This window comes from Pseudomonas sp. R2-37-08W (assembly GCF_003851705.1).
In the GTDB taxonomy this organism is placed as follows: Bacteria; Pseudomonadota; Gammaproteobacteria; order Pseudomonadales; family Pseudomonadaceae; genus Aquipseudomonas.
In genome coordinates this window covers 3,922,553-3,936,276 of the sequence record NZ_CP027728.1, presented here as the reverse complement: position 1 = coordinate 3,936,276, position 13,724 = coordinate 3,922,553, and the positions used below count along the sequence as shown (strand labels likewise).

Genomic DNA, 13,724 nt, shown 5'->3' with positions numbered 1-13,724 from the left:
CCCTTTGTAGCTGGGTGAGGCTTATGCCGAGTGGTAGGTCGGCAAGGCAAAGCGGTTCTGGCTTTGCAGCATCGAAATTTGCGGCAGTTCACTGGCTTGTTCGGCCAGGTCGCGGCGGATCGCGCTGATCACCCAAGTGAGTTGGTCGGCGGTGTGCAACTGCTGATACGAGATCGAGCGTTTCACCTGCTTGCCTTCGCTGTTGCGCAGGGTCAACAGGATGCCGCCGTCCGGACGTGGCTGGGTGGTGACGTCGTAGTTGGAAAATACCGAAGCGAATTTATCTTGGATCAGGCTCATGTCTATCAGCTCCATTGGCTCAAGTGGGCAAGCATGGAGTGATAGGTGCAGTGATTGTGCCAGTATTGAGTGTCTTGAAAAATCCTTATAAATCAATAATTTATAATTTTTCAGGATTTTCGTTTTCGTGCAATTTGCATGAAGGGCTATCGTGCATCCTGCATTTTGCGTTATCCAACCGGTTACTTTTCACGCGCAATGCATTTTCCCTACCGATTATGACCGTGGGTTTCGCGGATAAATTCCATTCAGGCCGCAGGCGCTCATCGGGAGACAGCACAGTTTGAGTCCCGCGTGTACAGCTAAAGAAGGGTTGGCACCACGTTCGCTATTGATTGTGCCTATCGGCATTTTTGACAAAAAATCCATGACAGCAGGGAACTCCATCGCGACACTGGGCGCCATATACAGCATCACACAGGAGCCCTACATGTCGACTCAGCCCAAACAGATGACCGAAGACGAAGCCGCCGAATTCGCCGAGCAAGTCTTCGACGTCGCCCGCAAAGGCGACGCCGCCATGCTCGCAGCGCTCTTGACCAAAGGCTTGCCGGCCAACTTTCGGAATCACAATGGCGACACGCTGCTGATGCTCGCGGCCTACCACGGCCATGCCGAGGCAGTAAAAGTGCTGCTGGAGTTCAAGGCCGATCCGTTGATTGCCAACGATAAGAATCAACTGCCGATTGCCGGTGCGGCCTTTAAGGGCAACCTGGCCGTGGTCAAGGCGCTGATCGAGGGCGGAACCCCGGTTGAAGCGGCTTCTTCGGATGGGCGCACGGCATTGATGATGGCGGCCATGTTCAACCGCGTCGAAATGCTCGAATACCTGCTCGGCCAAGGGGCCAATCCCAAGGCTACCGACGCCCAGGGCGCGACGGCGCTGGCAGCGGCGCAGACCATGGGGGCCGTGGATACGGCGGCGTTGTTGCAAAAACTGGTGTAGGCTACGCGCCCTCGAAAACCCGCCCGTCACAGGACCATCCCATGAAAACCGCTCTCGTCGAACTCATCAGCAAAATCAGCGCCGGCGTCATGGCCGAGGACGAGGTGGTGCGTATCGCCGACGAAGCGGCTCAGGCCTACGCGGACCCTGTGGCTTTTCTGGCGGCCAATCCGGATATCAACTACGACGACACCTTCCCGATTCCGCTGGGGGAGTGGGTGGTCATCGGCAGCCTGCCGGACACCGTACTGTTCCAGGCCGACAGCTACGCCGACCTGTTTGCCCAGATCGTCGCCTCGTTTGGTCCGGGCGTGGCATTCAACCTCAAGCCCAAGCAACTGGCGAAGACCGAAGACCTGACGGCCCTCAACCGCATCCAGATCCAAATGAGCGCCCTGAGCCCGGAAGACGGCGGCTATGTGCTGCTCAACTTCAGCCAGTTGCTCGATGACGACATCCAGGCCGTGCTGGTGTTCGGCAATGACCTGCCGCGCGTGCTGGAGCTGTGCGCCGAGGTCGGCATCCAGGCCGAACCGTCGCTGGAAGCCCTGAAGATTGCCGTACACGTCTGAAATAAAACGGAACCCCGGCCAGGGCTGACTATCCTACAAGGGCATGCCCTCACTTAGGAGCGACACCATGGGTTCCACTTTCAACGGCCTGATTGGCCTGATCATCCTCGCGCTGGATATCTGGGCGATCATTAACGTGTTCAAAAGCGGCGCGAGCACGGGCGCCAAGGTGCTGTGGATTTTGCTGATCCTGCTGCTGCCGGTACTGGGCCTGATCATCTGGGCGATCGCCGGGCCGCGCGGTAACGTGCGCATCTAAGCAACCCGCTCCTTCTGGAGTGGGCACCGCCAATGTGGGAGGGGGCTTGCCCCCGATAGCGGTGAGTCAGCAACGGATACAGTGCTGACCCACCGCCATCGGGGGCAAGCCCCCTCCCACATTTGCCTCCGGTATGTTTGATAGATTTGTGTGTCGAAATATTCGCTGCACGAAATTTTCACATCCCATCCAAGACAATTCGCCCGCTTTGTTCCGCTGCCACGGCTCTATCCCCTAGTTCCTATAAAGGCAGGCCGACGGCGCTCGTTCAGTAATTTATAGCGTTGATGCCGTTGATCGGGCACCATTTGCCCCACCGCGTTAACCGCCCACCCCGGCCAGCCTGGGCGAGGGACGGACGCCACTGCATTATTTCGCAACTTCAACTTCCAATGGGTCCTAAAACGACATGGCAAACCCGGACGCCCTGAATCAGCCGCGCGCTTCAAATCGCCTGCTGCAACCGACCGTCAAATCCCATCTGGCGTACACGCTGCTTTGCGCACTGGTCATGATGGTGATGTTCTCCCTGCTGCGCCTGGCGTTGCTGGTCTACAACCGCGAGATGATCCTCGACACACCGGCCTCGACCTTCCTGGAAGCGTTCGCCAATGGCCTGCGCCTGGATATCCGCCTGGTGATGTACCTGCTGATCCCGCTGTTGCTGGCGTTGTTCAGCGTACGGGCGATGGCGGCGCGTGGGTTCTTCCGCTTGTGGTTGACCGTCGCGTCCAGCATTGCGCTGTTCCTGGGCCTGATGGAGATGGACTTCTACCGTGAGTTCCACCAGCGCCTCAACGGCCTGGTCTTCCAGTATGTGAAGGAAGACCCGAAAACCGTGATGAGCATGCTCTGGTACGGGTTCCCGGTGGTGCGTTACCTGTTGGCCTGGGCCGTGGGCACGCTGATCCTGAGCATGGCCTTCAAGGGCGCCGACCGCGCAACGCGCCCGCGTGGCCCGTTCAGTGGCGGCAGCATCGGCACGCGCCCGGTGGCGCCGTGGTACAGCCGCATCGCGGTGTTCGTGGTGTGCCTGCTGGTCGCAGTGGTCGCCATCCGCGGCACCCTGCGCCAGGGTCCGCCGCTGCGTTGGGGGGATGTCTACACTACTGATTCGAACTTCGCCAACCAGCTTGGCCTCAATGGCACGCTGTCGCTGATCGCTGCGGCCAAGTCGCGCTTCTCCGAAGATCGCTCCAACATCTGGAAGGCCACCCTGGAGCAACCGCTGGCCACCCAGACCGTGCGGGACATGCTGGTGCTGCCGAGCGAAAAACTGGTGGATACCGACACCGCTGCCGTGCGCCGTGATTTCACGCCACCGGCCGAGAAGACCCTGCCGATCAAGAACGTGGTAGTGATCCTGATGGAAAGCTTCGCCGGTCACTCGGTGGGCGCCCTGGGCCGTCCAGGCAACATCACGCCGTACTTCGACAAGTTGTCCAAGGAAGGCCTGCTGTTCGATCGCTTCTTCTCCAACGGTACCCACACCCACCAGGGTATGTTCGCCACCATGGCCTGCTTCCCGAACCTGCCGGGCTTCGAATACCTGATGCAGACCCCCGAAGGCAGCCACAAGCTGTCGGGCCTGCCGCAGTTGCTCAGCGCGCGTGATTTCAATGATGTGTATGTCTACAACGGCGACTTTGCCTGGGACAACCAGTCAGGCTTCTTCAGCAACCAGGGCATGACCAACTTCATTGGCCGCAATGACTTCGTCAACCCGGTGTTTTCCGACCCGACCTGGGGCGTGTCCGACCAGGACATGTTCAACCGTGGCCTGGAAGAACTGAAGGCCCGCGAAGGCGGCAAGCCGTTCTACGCGCTGCTGCAAACCTTGTCCAACCACACCCCGTACGCCTTGCCGACGCCATTGCCGGTCGAGAAAGTCACTGACCGTGGCAGCCTCAACGAGCATTTGACCGCCATGCGTTACTCCGATTGGGCGCTGGGCCAGTTCTTCGAGAAGGCCCGCAAGGAGCCGTACTTCAAGGAAACCCTGTTCGTGGTGGTGGGTGACCACGGCTTCGGTAACGAGCAGCAGATCACCGAGATGGACCTGGGCCGTTTCAATGTACCGATGCTGATGATCGCGCCGGGCATGCAGGAAAAGTTCGGCGAGCGTGACCACACCGTGGGCACACAGATCGATATTGTCCCGACCATCATGGGCCGCCTGGGCGGTGACACCCTGCACCAGTGCTGGGGCCGCGACCTGCTCAACCTGCCGGAAGGCGACAAAGGCTTCGGCGTGATCAAACCGTCGGGCAGCGACCAGACCGTCGCCCTGCTCACGGCTGACCGCGTGCTGGTCTTGCCCAAGGAAATGCCACCCAAACTGTGGCAATACGAACTGGGCGCCAACCCGACCGGCAAAGTAATCGCCGAATCGCCCGACGAAGCGGCGCTGAAGCAGAAACTCGAGTCGTTCCTGCAAACCGCCACCAAGAGCCTGCTGGATAACACCGCAGGCGTGATAGACGGTAAGCCGGACTAACGCATCGGCAAAAAAAAGAGGCCTCAATCGAGGCCTCTTTTTTTATCTGCGTACGCAGCGTTTATATCTTGCCGAGCAGCAACAGCACCAGCAGAACGACCAGCACTACGCCCAGGATACCCGACGGGCCATAACCCCAGTTACGCGAGTGCGGGAACACTGGCAGGCCGCCGACCAACAGTAGAATCAGGATAATGATCAGGATCAGGCTCATGGTTTTATTCCTTATAGGCCTTGCGTAAAGACCGGTTATTCAGCGGGAGTCTCGTCCACTTGATTATGGACGGCTTAACAACTCCGACTCTGTCACTTCACAGAAAATTCCGTATTTTTTTAAAGCAATTTGGTTGCTCGCTTATTTCTTTTAACACCTGCGCAAATACATCAACTTAGTTGAAAAATATTGAACTTAGGCTATGCGCGCGCATCCGACCGAGCCCACGGTTTGCCTGGGGCATTCATCACTCTGATGGTGCGTGGGCGCGGCAAAAACCTTCGCTACACTGCCGGTCACTCCTCTGGTGAACCACAAGGCTACTTCCTATGCAAAACCGCATTATGATCACTGGCGCCGGGTCCGGCCTGGGTCGTGAAATCGCTCTGCGCTGGGCCCGCGAGGGTTGGCAGCTGGCCTTGTCGGATGTCAGCGAAACTGGCTTGCAGGAAACCCTCAGGCTGGTGCGCGAAGCCGGTGGCGATGGTTTCACCCAGCGCTGCGATGTGCGTGACTACAGCCAGCTCACCGCGTTCGCCCAGGCCTGCGAGGTGAAGCTTGGCGGCATCGATATCATCGTCAATAACGCCGGCGTGGCGTCCGGTGGGTTCTTTGCCGAGTTATCTCTTGAAGACTGGGACTGGCAGATCGCAATCAACCTGATGGGCGTGGTCAAGGGCTGCAAGGCGTTCCTGCCGCTGCTTGAAAAGAGCAAGGGGCGCATCATCAACATCGCCTCGATGGCCGCGCTGATGCAGGGGCCGGCCATGAGCAACTACAACGTGGCCAAGGCCGGTGTGGTGGCGCTGTCGGAAAGTCTGCTGGTGGAACTCAAGCAGCAGGAAATCGGCGTGCATGTGGTATGCCCGTCGTTTTTCCAGACCAATCTGCTCGATTCATTCCGTGGGCCGACCCCGGCGATGAAGGCGCAGGTGGGCAAGTTGCTCGAGAGTTCACCGATCTCGGCGACGCAGATCGCCGACTACATTTATCAACGCGTGGCTGCCGGCGAGTTCATGATTCTGCCCCACGAGCAGGGGCGGATGGCGTGGACGCTCAAGCAGAAAAACCCGCAGTTGCTGTATGACGAGATGACGCTGATGGCCGATAAAATGCGCGCCAAGGCGCAGGCTACCAAAGCCTGATCTGGATGCGGTCTGTCAGGTAAATTACCTCTCCATGTAGGTGACGCCTGATTTGGCCGCGTGCCATTGCTGGTTACGCTTCAAGCGAGCAAGGTCGGGGGCCAGACACTCGAAAAGGACACCCGCCATGCTGGTCTTAAGCCGTGTTGTAGGCGAAACCATCGCCATCGGCGATGACATCGTCTTGCACATTCTCGAAATCAACGGGCGCCAGGTGAAATTTGGCATCGAAGCGCCCGTAGGGATCAGCGTGCATCGCGCTGAGGTCTACCGCAAAATCCTCGAACGCCAGGCCAGCGCCACTCATCCGGTGCCGGTACCTATCCCTTAGCCTCGCCGTCAGTCAAACAGGTGCTTGGGCACGTCGTGCTTGAGCATCAACTGGCATTGTTCGCTGTCCGGATCGAACACGATCAACGCCTGGCCCTTGGTCAGTGCCTGGCGTACGCGCAATACGCGGGTTTCCAGCGGTGTGTCGTCGCCATTGTCGGTGCCATCGCGGGTAACGAAATCCTCGATGAGGCGGGTCAGGGTGTCGACTTCAAGCGCGTCGTAGGGAATCAGCATACAAGCCTCAGGTGTCAGGTCCCGGCGATGCTACTGTGCCGGGACCTTGGTTGCCAGTATCAGCTGTTGTCGGCGTCGGACTTCTGGCCGACCAGGCTGTCCACCGACGGCACGCGGGTATCGCTCTCCATGTGCGTCTCATGCTCGATCTGATGGCTGAAGCGGTCCAGGGAGCCTTGGGCCGGTTGCGCATCGCTGGCAAAGACCGGTGGGCTGAGGATGTAGGCGCCGAGCAGCCGACTGAGGGCCGCCAGGCTGTCGATATGGGTGCGCTCGTAACCGTGGGTGGCATCGCAACCGAATGCGAGCAGCGCGGTGCGGATGTCATGCCCGGCGGTCACTGCCGAATGCGCATCGCTGAAGTAATAGCGGAACAGGTCACGGCGCACCGGCAGGTCGTTATCCGCCGCCAGGCGCAGCAAGTGCCGTGACAGGTGATAGTCATACGGCCCACCGGAATCCTGCATCGCCACGCTCACCGCGTGTTCGCTGGAGTGCTGGCCGGGGGCGACCGGGGCGATATCGATACCGACGAACTCACTCACATCCCAGGGCAGGGCGGCAGCCGCGCCGCTGCCGGTTTCCTCGGTGATGGTGAACAGCGGGTGGCAATCGATGAGCAAGGGTTCGCCGCTGTCGATGATTGCCTTGAGCGCGGCGAGCAGGGCGGCGACGCCGGCTTTGTCGTCCAAGTGACGCGCGCTGATGTGACCGCTTTCAGTGAATTCCGGCAGTGGGTCGAACGCCACGTAGTCACCGATGCCGATCCCCAGGGAATCGCAGTCGGCGCGGGTCGCGCAGTAGGCGTCCAGGCGCAATTCGACGTGGTCCCAGCTCACCGGCATCTCATCCACGGCGGTGTTGAACGCATGCCCGGAAGCCATCAATGGCAACACGCTACCGCGAATCACCCCGTTGTCGGTGAACAGGCTGACGCGGCTGCCTTCGGCAAAACGGCTCGACCAGCAGCCGACCGGCGCCAGCGTCAGGCGGCCGTTGTCCTTGATCGCCCGTACGGCGGCGCCGATGGTGTCCAGGTGCGCGGAGACGGCGCGGTCGGGGCTGTTCTTCTGGCCCTTGAGGGTGGCGCGAATCGTGCCGCGTCGGGTCATTTCAAACGGGATGCCGAGTTCTTCCAGGCGTTCGGCGACGTAGCGCACGATGGTGTCGGTAAACCCGGTGGGGCTGGGAATGGCGAGCATTTCCAGCAGGACTTTCTGCAGGTAGGCGAGATCCGGTTCGGGAATGGTTCGGGTCATGGAAACTCCTGATGGGTTGAGGGCGATCGTTCCCACGCTCGGCGTGGGAATGCAGCCCGTGACGCTGCGCGTCACAACAACGGACGCGGAGCGTCCCTTGAGGCATTCCCACGCGGAGCGTGGGAACGATCAGAGGTCAGGTGGCCGGCTGACTATGTGGAAACAACAAATCCACAAACTTCTCAGCGGTAGGTTGCGGTTCATGATTGGCCAATCCGGCCCGTTCATTGGCTTCAATGAACACGTACTCGGGTTGGTCGGCGGCGGGCACCAGCAGGTCCAGGCCGACCATGGGGATATCCAGCGCACGGGCGGCGCGCACGGCGGCGTCCACCAGGGTCGGGTGCAGGATCGCCGTGACGTCTTCCAGGCACCCGCCGGTGTGCAGGTTGGCGGTGCGGCGCACGGCCAATTGCACGCCGCGTAGCAGGATGCTCTGGTAGTCATACCCGGCGGCTTTCAGGGTGCGCTCGGTTTCCGCGTCCAGCGGGATCTTGCTTTCGCCATCGGTAGCGGCCTGGCGCCGCCGGCTCTGGGCTTCGATCAAGGCACGGATCGAATGCTGACCATCGCCGATCACTTCGGCCGGGCGACGGATCGCGGCGGCGACCACTTCAAAACCGATCACCAGGATGCGCAGGTCCAGGCCTTCGTGGAAGCTTTCGAGCAGCACCCGGCTGTCGAACTGGCGCGCCGCGTCAATCGCCGCTTGTACTTCCTCGATAGTCCGCAGGTCCACCGCCACGCCTTGGCCCTGCTCGCCATCCAGCGGCTTGACCACGATGCGTTGGTGCTCGTCGAGAAATTCCAGGTTGTCATCGGCGCTGCCGGCCAGCTGTTGCGAAGGCAGCTGCAAACCGGCGGCCTTGAGCACCTTGTGGGTCAGGCTCTTGTCCTGGCACAAGGTCATGCTGATGGCACTGGTCAGGTCGCTCAACGACTCCCGGCAACGCACGCGGCGCCCGCCGTGGCTGAGGGTGAACAGACCGGCATCGGCATCGTCCACGTGCACATCGATACCGCGTCGATGGGCTTCTTCGACGATGATGCGCGCATAAGGATTGAACCCTGCCTGTGGCCCAGGGCCGAGAAACAGCGGCTGGTTGATGCCATTCTTGTGCTTGATCGCAAAGGTGGTCAGTGCGCGGAAACCGAGCTTGGCATAGAGGCTCTTGGCCTGGCGGTTATCGTGCAGCACCGACAGGTCCAGGTAGCTCAAGCCACGGCTCATGAAGTGTTCCACCAGGTGGCGCACCAGTACTTCACCCACACCGGGGCGCGTGCATTGCGGGTCTACCGCCAGGCACCACAGGCTGCAACCGTTTTCCGGGTCGTGAAAGGCCTTCTGGTGGTTCAGGCCCATCACGCTGCCGATGATCGCGCCGCTGTCTTCGTCTTCTGCCAGCCAGTACACCGGGCCACCTTGATGGCGCGGGGTCAGGCGTTCAGGGTCGATGGGCAACATGCCGCGTCCCTGGTACAGCAGGTTCACCGCCTGCCAGTCGGCCTCGCTTTGTACCCGACGGATACGAAAACCGCGAAACACCCGCGTGGCCGGGCGGTAATCGCTGAACCACAGGCGCAGGGTGTCGGAAGGGTCGAGGAACAGCTGCTGCGGATCGATCCCCAGGATCTGCTGGGGTGCGGCTACATACAGCGCAATGTCACGCTCGCCGGGCTGCTCGTTGAGCAGCTCCTGGGCGAGGCTGGCGGGGTCGGGAAAGGTATGCCCGATCAGCAAACGGCCCCAACCGCAGTGCACGGCAATCGGTTCGGGACCTTGGGCGCTGCCGTCTTCGGCAAGCCGGGCCTGCAGGCGCTCGTAGGTCGGCGCTTGGCCCTTGAGTAAGCGTTGGCTATATGCCGCAGCGTTAGGTTTCATCGATCAGATTCCTTGTTCGCTGAGCCACAGGTTCAGCGCCGCCAGTTGCCACAGCTTGGAGCCGCGCAACGGGGTCAATTGGCCCTGTGGGTCCGTCAGCAAGCGGTCGAGCATGGCGGGGTTGAACAGGCCACGGTCTTGGCTGGGGTCCAGCAACAGCTCGCGCACCCAGTTGAGGGTATCGCCCTGTAAATGCTTGAGGCCTGGCACCGGGAAGTAGCCTTTCTTGCGGTCGATGACCTCGCTGGGGATCACGCGGCGCGCGGCCTCCTTGAGCACCTGCTTGCCGCCGTCGGGCAACTTGAACTTGCCCGGCACGCGGGCCGAGAGTTCCACCAGGCGGTAGTCGAGAAACGGCGTACGCGCTTCCAGGCCCCAGGCCATGGTCATGTTGTCGACGCGTTTGACCGGGTCGTCCACCAGCATCACCGTGCTGTCCAGGCGCAGGGCCTTGTCCACCGCAGCGTCCGCGCCCGGCATCGCAAAATGTTCGCGCACGAAGTCCCCGGCGGCGTCGTTGGCGGTCAGCCATTTCGGCGCGACGGTGGCGGCGTAGTCGTCGTAGCTGCGGTCGAAAAATGCCTCGCGGTACGCCGCATACGGGTCGCTGGCGCCGTCCACCTGCGGGTACCAGTGGTAACCGGCGAACAATTCGTCGGCGCCCTGGCCGCTCTGCACCACCTTGCAATGCTTGGCCACTTCCCGCGAGAGCAGGTAGAAGGCGATGCAGTCGTGGCTGACCATCGGCTCGCTCATGGCGCGAAAGGCCGCTGGCAGCTGCTCGATGATCTCGCTTTCGGCGATGCGCAGTTGGTGGTGGCGGGTGCCGTAGTGCTTGGCGATCAAATCCGAGTACTGGAACTCGTCGCCGCGCTCGCCGCCGGCGTCTTCAAAACCGATGGAGAAGGTCGACAAGTCTTCGACGCCCACTTCGCGCAGCAGGCCGACCAGCATGCTCGAGTCGACGCCGCCGGAGAGCAGCACGCCGACGTCGACCGCCGCGCGTTGACGGATGGCCACGGCTTCGCGGGTGCTGTCGAGCACGCGGTCGGTCCAGTCTTCCAGGCTCAGGTTTTTTTCGTCATCACGGGGACCATAGGGCAGGGTCCACCAGGTTTTCTGTTCGGTCTTGCCGTTTGCATCGATGCGCATCCAGCTCGCTGGCGGCAGCTTTTCAATGCCCGCCAGCAGCGTGCGCGGCGCAGGCACCACGGCGTGAAAATTGAGGTAATGGTTGAGCGCGATCGGGTCGAGGATCGGGTTGATATCGCCGCCCTTGAGCAGCGCCGGCAACGCCGAGGCAAAGCGCAGGCGCTGGCCGGTGCGCGACAGGTACAGGGGCTTTACGCCGAGGCGATCACGGGCGATGAACAGCCGCTGGGCATCGCGCTCCCAGATGGCAAAGGCAAACATGCCGTTGAGCTTGGGCAACAGCGCTTCGCCCCAGGCGTGATAGCCCTTGAGCAGCACTTCGGTGTCGCCGCCGGAGTAGAAGGCATAGCCCAAGGCTTCCAGCTCTTGGCGCAGTTCCGGGAAGTTGTAAATCGCGCCGTTGAACGCCAGGGACAGGCCCAGTTGGGCGTCGACCATCGGTTGCGCGGAGCCGTCCGACAGGTCCATGATTTTCAGGCGGCGATGGCCCAGGGCAATCGGCCCTTGGGCATGGAAACCCCAGGCGTCGGGGCCACGAGGGGCGAGGTGATGCGTGATGCGTTCCACGGCTGCCAGGTCGGCAGGTTGATGATCAAAGCGTAACTCGCCAGCTAATCCACACATAAGTTCCTTACCGGTTTTTCCGTTGGGGAGGGGTCAATACTCAATACGCACCAAAAGGGCGCTTACCCAGAAACTGACCCCAGGCACAACCCGGGAGTTTTAGAACGATAAGTTATAAGTGGACTTTGGCTAATGGCACCGCCGCTTGCGCCGTTTCGCGCTCAGGGCGCTGGTCGCGCTTTGCCGCGAATCAATTCGCGCAGGGCAAACCGATTGGGATGGCAGGCCTGGGCAACGCTGACGGGCAACGGCAGCGGTTCGTTATCCAGCCACGCCGCCAGCAGTTGCGCCGATAAAGGCGCGGTGATCAGGCCACGAGAACCATGGCCGCTGTTGATGTACACACCGTCCAGCCACGGGCACGGCGTATCGGGTACCTGGCGGGCGTCCTTGGCCAATACGCCATACGCCTCGGCAAACGCGCTTGCATCGGCCAGCGGGCCGACAATGGGTAGATAGTCGGGGCTGGTGCAGCGGAAGGCCGCTCGGCCCTCCAGGGTTTCAAGCGGCTGGGTGTCGGCGTGCAAGGCCTGCAGCAGGGCCGGGGAAATTTCCCGCAGCAGCGTCAGGTTATCGGCGTGTTCGGCGAGGGTAGGCGTGAGGTCCTCGCTTTTGAAATCGAAACTGGCGCCCAGGGTGTGTTCGCCCAAACGTGCCGGCGCGACATAGCCTTGCCCGCACACCACCGTGCTCAACGCTCGGCTTTCGACAGTTTGCGCAAGGCTCGTGATTTGCCCGCGAATCCGCTTGAGCGGCAGCGCGGCGCTGAAGGGAAAGCGCTTGATCTCGGCGGCGCCGGCGAGCACCACCACGGGCGCGCTGGCGACCAGCGTGTCACCGTTGCGGGCCTGCCATTGGCCGTCGACGCGCTGCAACGTGAGCGCCTCCTGATGCAAGCGCACCTCCACGCCGGGATGCCGCGCCTGCCACGCGCACAGGGCGGGCGGATTGACCCAGCCGCCTTCGGGGAAAAACAGCCCGCCCATCTCCAGCGGTATACCCGCGTGGGCTTGGGCCTGGGCCGCATCCACGCGGTGCAGCAGGTCCGGCGCGAAGGCCTCGGCCAGCTGGGCCTGGCGCTCGGCCTCCTTGGGATTGAACGCCAGTTGCAGTACACCGCAGGCGTCCCAGTCCACCCCGCGCTGCAAATGCTCCAGCAGCCGACGGGTGTAGCCGAAGCCGCTGACAATCAACTGCGACAGCGCCGTGCCGTGGGCCGACAGTTTCAGGTACAGCACGCCCTGCGGATTGCCCGAGGCTTCCTGGGCCAAGGCCGCACGACGCTCCAGCAGGCACACCTGCCAGCCGCGCGCGGCCAGACTGGCTGCGGTGCAGCAACCGGCCAGCCCACCGCCGATCACCAGGGCCCGGCGTTCGCTCGGCGCGGGCGCCGGCCGTGCGAACCACGGCGCGCCAGTGGCGGGACGCGGTGTAGGTTCGGGCCAACCGAGAAACTCCCCGCGCAAAATCTCCCACTTATGGCCAATGCCCGGCGTGCGTTTCATCTTGAACCCGGCGGCGTTGATCAGCCGCCGTACCCAACCGGTGCTGGTGAAGGTGCTGATGGTCGAGCCCGGTGCCGCCAGGCGCGCCAGTTCGGCGAACAGCTCGGCAGTCCACATGTCAGGGTTTTTCGCCGGGGCGAAGCCGTCGAGAAACCAGGCATCGACCTGTGCATCCAGTTGCGGCAATTGCTCCAGGGCATCGCCGATCAACAGCGTCAGGGTCACGCGGCCGTGGTCCAGCACCAACTGCTGGAAGCCTGGATGGATGGCGATGTACTGCGCCAGTAATTGCTCGGCATAAGGTGCCAGCTCCGGCCACAGGCCCAGGGCGCGTTGCAGGTCGGCATGGCTCAGCGGGTATTTCTCCACGCTGACAAAATGCAGGCGGGCCCCGGCTACCGCGTGTTGGTCGAACAACTGCCAGGCGCACAAAAAATTCAAACCCGTGCCGAAGCCGGTCTCGCCGATGACCAGCCGCCCGCCCGCCGGCAAGGCCGCGAAGCGCTCCTGCAGACGGTTCTGTTGCAGGAACACATAGCGGGTTTCTTCAAGGCCTGACTGGGTGGAGAAATACACGTCGTCGAACATCCGCGAATGCGGGCGGCCGTGGTCGTCCCAGTCGAGCTGGGCGTGGGCGATGGGGGTCATGGGCGGCTCATAAATAGACGGCGGGCAAACACAGGCGGCCATTCTAGCCGATCGACACGCCATGAATTGAGCCATGGCAAGCCTCGGTGGAATTTCCTGCCGCGTGCCGCTGCCCAATCCGCTAATCTTGAGCCATCTTGAAACGGAGCTGCCC

At 61.9% G+C, this 13,724-nt stretch carries 13 protein-coding genes; 6 read left to right on the top strand and 7 right to left on the bottom strand.

Going from position 1 to position 13,724, the window contains the following annotated elements; genetic code table 11:
- Positions 1-21 precede the first annotated feature (21 nt).
- Complete coding sequence (locus C4J93_RS18090) at positions 22-300, bottom strand: DUF3509 domain-containing protein (RefSeq protein WP_003172952.1); 279 nt, start codon at positions 298-300, stop codon at positions 22-24.
- Positions 301-730: 430 nt separating this feature from the next.
- Between C4J93_RS18090 and C4J93_RS18085 the strand changes: the two genes are divergently transcribed.
- The 4 genes from C4J93_RS18085 (at position 731) to C4J93_RS18070 (ending at position 4,574) form a co-directional block, all read left to right on the top strand.
- Positions 731-1,246, top strand: a complete 516-nt coding sequence (locus C4J93_RS18085) for an ankyrin repeat domain-containing protein (protein ID WP_124407785.1) — start codon at positions 731-733, stop codon at positions 1,244-1,246.
- Between the two features lie 41 nt (positions 1,247-1,287).
- Positions 1,288-1,818, top strand: a complete 531-nt coding sequence (locus C4J93_RS18080; protein WP_124430123.1) for a hypothetical protein — start codon at positions 1,288-1,290, stop codon at positions 1,816-1,818.
- A gap of 67 nt (positions 1,819-1,885) precedes the next feature.
- Positions 1,886-2,077 (top strand): PLDc N-terminal domain-containing protein, encoded by a 192-nt coding sequence (locus C4J93_RS18075; protein ID WP_003172956.1) that lies wholly within the window; start codon positions 1,886-1,888, stop codon positions 2,075-2,077.
- Positions 2,078-2,486: 409 nt separating this feature from the next.
- Positions 2,487-4,574, top strand: a complete 2,088-nt coding sequence (locus C4J93_RS18070) for an LTA synthase family protein (protein ID WP_124363702.1) — start codon at positions 2,487-2,489, stop codon at positions 4,572-4,574.
- A gap of 61 nt (positions 4,575-4,635) precedes the next feature.
- Here the strand turns inward: C4J93_RS18070 and C4J93_RS18065 are convergent, their stop codons facing one another.
- The gene (locus tag C4J93_RS18065) at positions 4,636-4,788 is read right to left on the bottom strand and encodes a DUF3309 family protein (RefSeq protein WP_003192767.1); all 153 of its coding nucleotides are present in this window, start codon (positions 4,786-4,788) and stop codon (positions 4,636-4,638) included.
- Positions 4,789-5,117: 329 nt separating this feature from the next.
- Between C4J93_RS18065 and C4J93_RS18060 the strand changes: the two genes are divergently transcribed.
- Together C4J93_RS18060 and csrA are read left to right on the top strand one after the other, a co-directional pair.
- Positions 5,118-5,933, top strand: a complete 816-nt coding sequence (locus C4J93_RS18060) for an SDR family oxidoreductase (protein WP_124430122.1) — start codon at positions 5,118-5,120, stop codon at positions 5,931-5,933.
- Between the two features lie 127 nt (positions 5,934-6,060).
- Positions 6,061-6,264 carry a carbon storage regulator CsrA gene (gene csrA / locus C4J93_RS18055; RefSeq protein ID WP_124367788.1) on the top strand — a complete coding sequence of 68 codons (204 nt, stop codon included), beginning with the start codon at positions 6,061-6,063 and terminating at the stop codon, positions 6,262-6,264.
- 8 nt (positions 6,265-6,272) lie between these two features.
- On the opposite strand, the gene C4J93_RS18050 is transcribed toward csrA, so the two are convergent.
- The 5 genes from C4J93_RS18050 to mnmC all read right to left on the bottom strand — a co-directional run bounded on the left by C4J93_RS18050 (position 6,273) and on the right by mnmC (position 13,570).
- The gene (locus C4J93_RS18050; RefSeq protein ID WP_003236706.1) at positions 6,273-6,500 is read right to left on the bottom strand and encodes a YheU family protein; all 228 of its coding nucleotides are present in this window, start codon (positions 6,498-6,500) and stop codon (positions 6,273-6,275) included.
- A gap of 59 nt (positions 6,501-6,559) precedes the next feature.
- Complete coding sequence (locus C4J93_RS18045; RefSeq protein WP_124363698.1) at positions 6,560-7,759, bottom strand: osmoprotectant NAGGN system M42 family peptidase; 1,200 nt, start codon at positions 7,757-7,759, stop codon at positions 6,560-6,562.
- Positions 7,760-7,895: 136 nt separating this feature from the next.
- Complete coding sequence (gene ngg, locus C4J93_RS18040) at positions 7,896-9,641, bottom strand: N-acetylglutaminylglutamine synthetase (protein WP_124430121.1); 1,746 nt, start codon at positions 9,639-9,641, stop codon at positions 7,896-7,898.
- Between the two features lie 3 nt (positions 9,642-9,644).
- Positions 9,645-11,417 (bottom strand): N-acetylglutaminylglutamine amidotransferase, encoded by a 1,773-nt coding sequence (locus tag C4J93_RS18035; protein WP_124430120.1) that lies wholly within the window; start codon positions 11,415-11,417, stop codon positions 9,645-9,647.
- 161 nt (positions 11,418-11,578) lie between these two features.
- The gene (mnmC, locus tag C4J93_RS18030) at positions 11,579-13,570 is read right to left on the bottom strand and encodes a bifunctional tRNA (5-methylaminomethyl-2-thiouridine)(34)-methyltransferase MnmD/FAD-dependent 5-carboxymethylaminomethyl-2-thiouridine(34) oxidoreductase MnmC (RefSeq protein WP_124430119.1); all 1,992 of its coding nucleotides are present in this window, start codon (positions 13,568-13,570) and stop codon (positions 11,579-11,581) included.
- Positions 13,571-13,724: the final 154 nt, after the last annotated feature.

Excerpts from the sequence above, each read along its gene's own strand:
- C4J93_RS18045 (WP_124363698.1), bottom strand. The coding sequence starts at position 7,759 with ATGACCCGAACCATTCCCGAACCGGATCTCGCCTACCTGCAGAAAGTC.
- C4J93_RS18090 (WP_003172952.1), bottom strand. The coding sequence starts at position 300 with ATGAGCCTGATCCAAGATAAATTCGCTTCGGTATTTTCCAACTACGAC.
- C4J93_RS18070 (WP_124363702.1), top strand. The coding sequence starts at position 2,487 with ATGGCAAACCCGGACGCCCTGAATCAGCCGCGCGCTTCAAATCGCCTG.
- C4J93_RS18085 (WP_124407785.1), top strand. The coding sequence starts at position 731 with ATGTCGACTCAGCCCAAACAGATGACCGAAGACGAAGCCGCCGAATTC.
- ngg (WP_124430121.1), bottom strand. The coding sequence starts at position 9,641 with ATGAAACCTAACGCTGCGGCATATAGCCAACGCTTACTCAAGGGCCAA.
- C4J93_RS18060 (WP_124430122.1), top strand. The coding sequence starts at position 5,118 with ATGCAAAACCGCATTATGATCACTGGCGCCGGGTCCGGCCTGGGTCGT.
- C4J93_RS18050 (WP_003236706.1), bottom strand. The coding sequence starts at position 6,500 with ATGCTGATTCCCTACGACGCGCTTGAAGTCGACACCCTGACCCGCCTC.
- C4J93_RS18065 (WP_003192767.1), bottom strand. The coding sequence starts at position 4,788 with ATGAGCCTGATCCTGATCATTATCCTGATTCTACTGTTGGTCGGCGGC.
- C4J93_RS18075 (WP_003172956.1), top strand. The coding sequence starts at position 1,886 with ATGGGTTCCACTTTCAACGGCCTGATTGGCCTGATCATCCTCGCGCTG.
- C4J93_RS18035 (WP_124430120.1), bottom strand. The coding sequence starts at position 11,417 with ATGTGTGGATTAGCTGGCGAGTTACGCTTTGATCATCAACCTGCCGAC.
- C4J93_RS18080 (WP_124430123.1), top strand. The coding sequence starts at position 1,288 with ATGAAAACCGCTCTCGTCGAACTCATCAGCAAAATCAGCGCCGGCGTC.
- csrA (WP_124367788.1), top strand. The coding sequence starts at position 6,061 with ATGCTGGTCTTAAGCCGTGTTGTAGGCGAAACCATCGCCATCGGCGAT.
- mnmC (WP_124430119.1), bottom strand. The coding sequence starts at position 13,570 with ATGACCCCCATCGCCCACGCCCAGCTCGACTGGGACGACCACGGCCGC.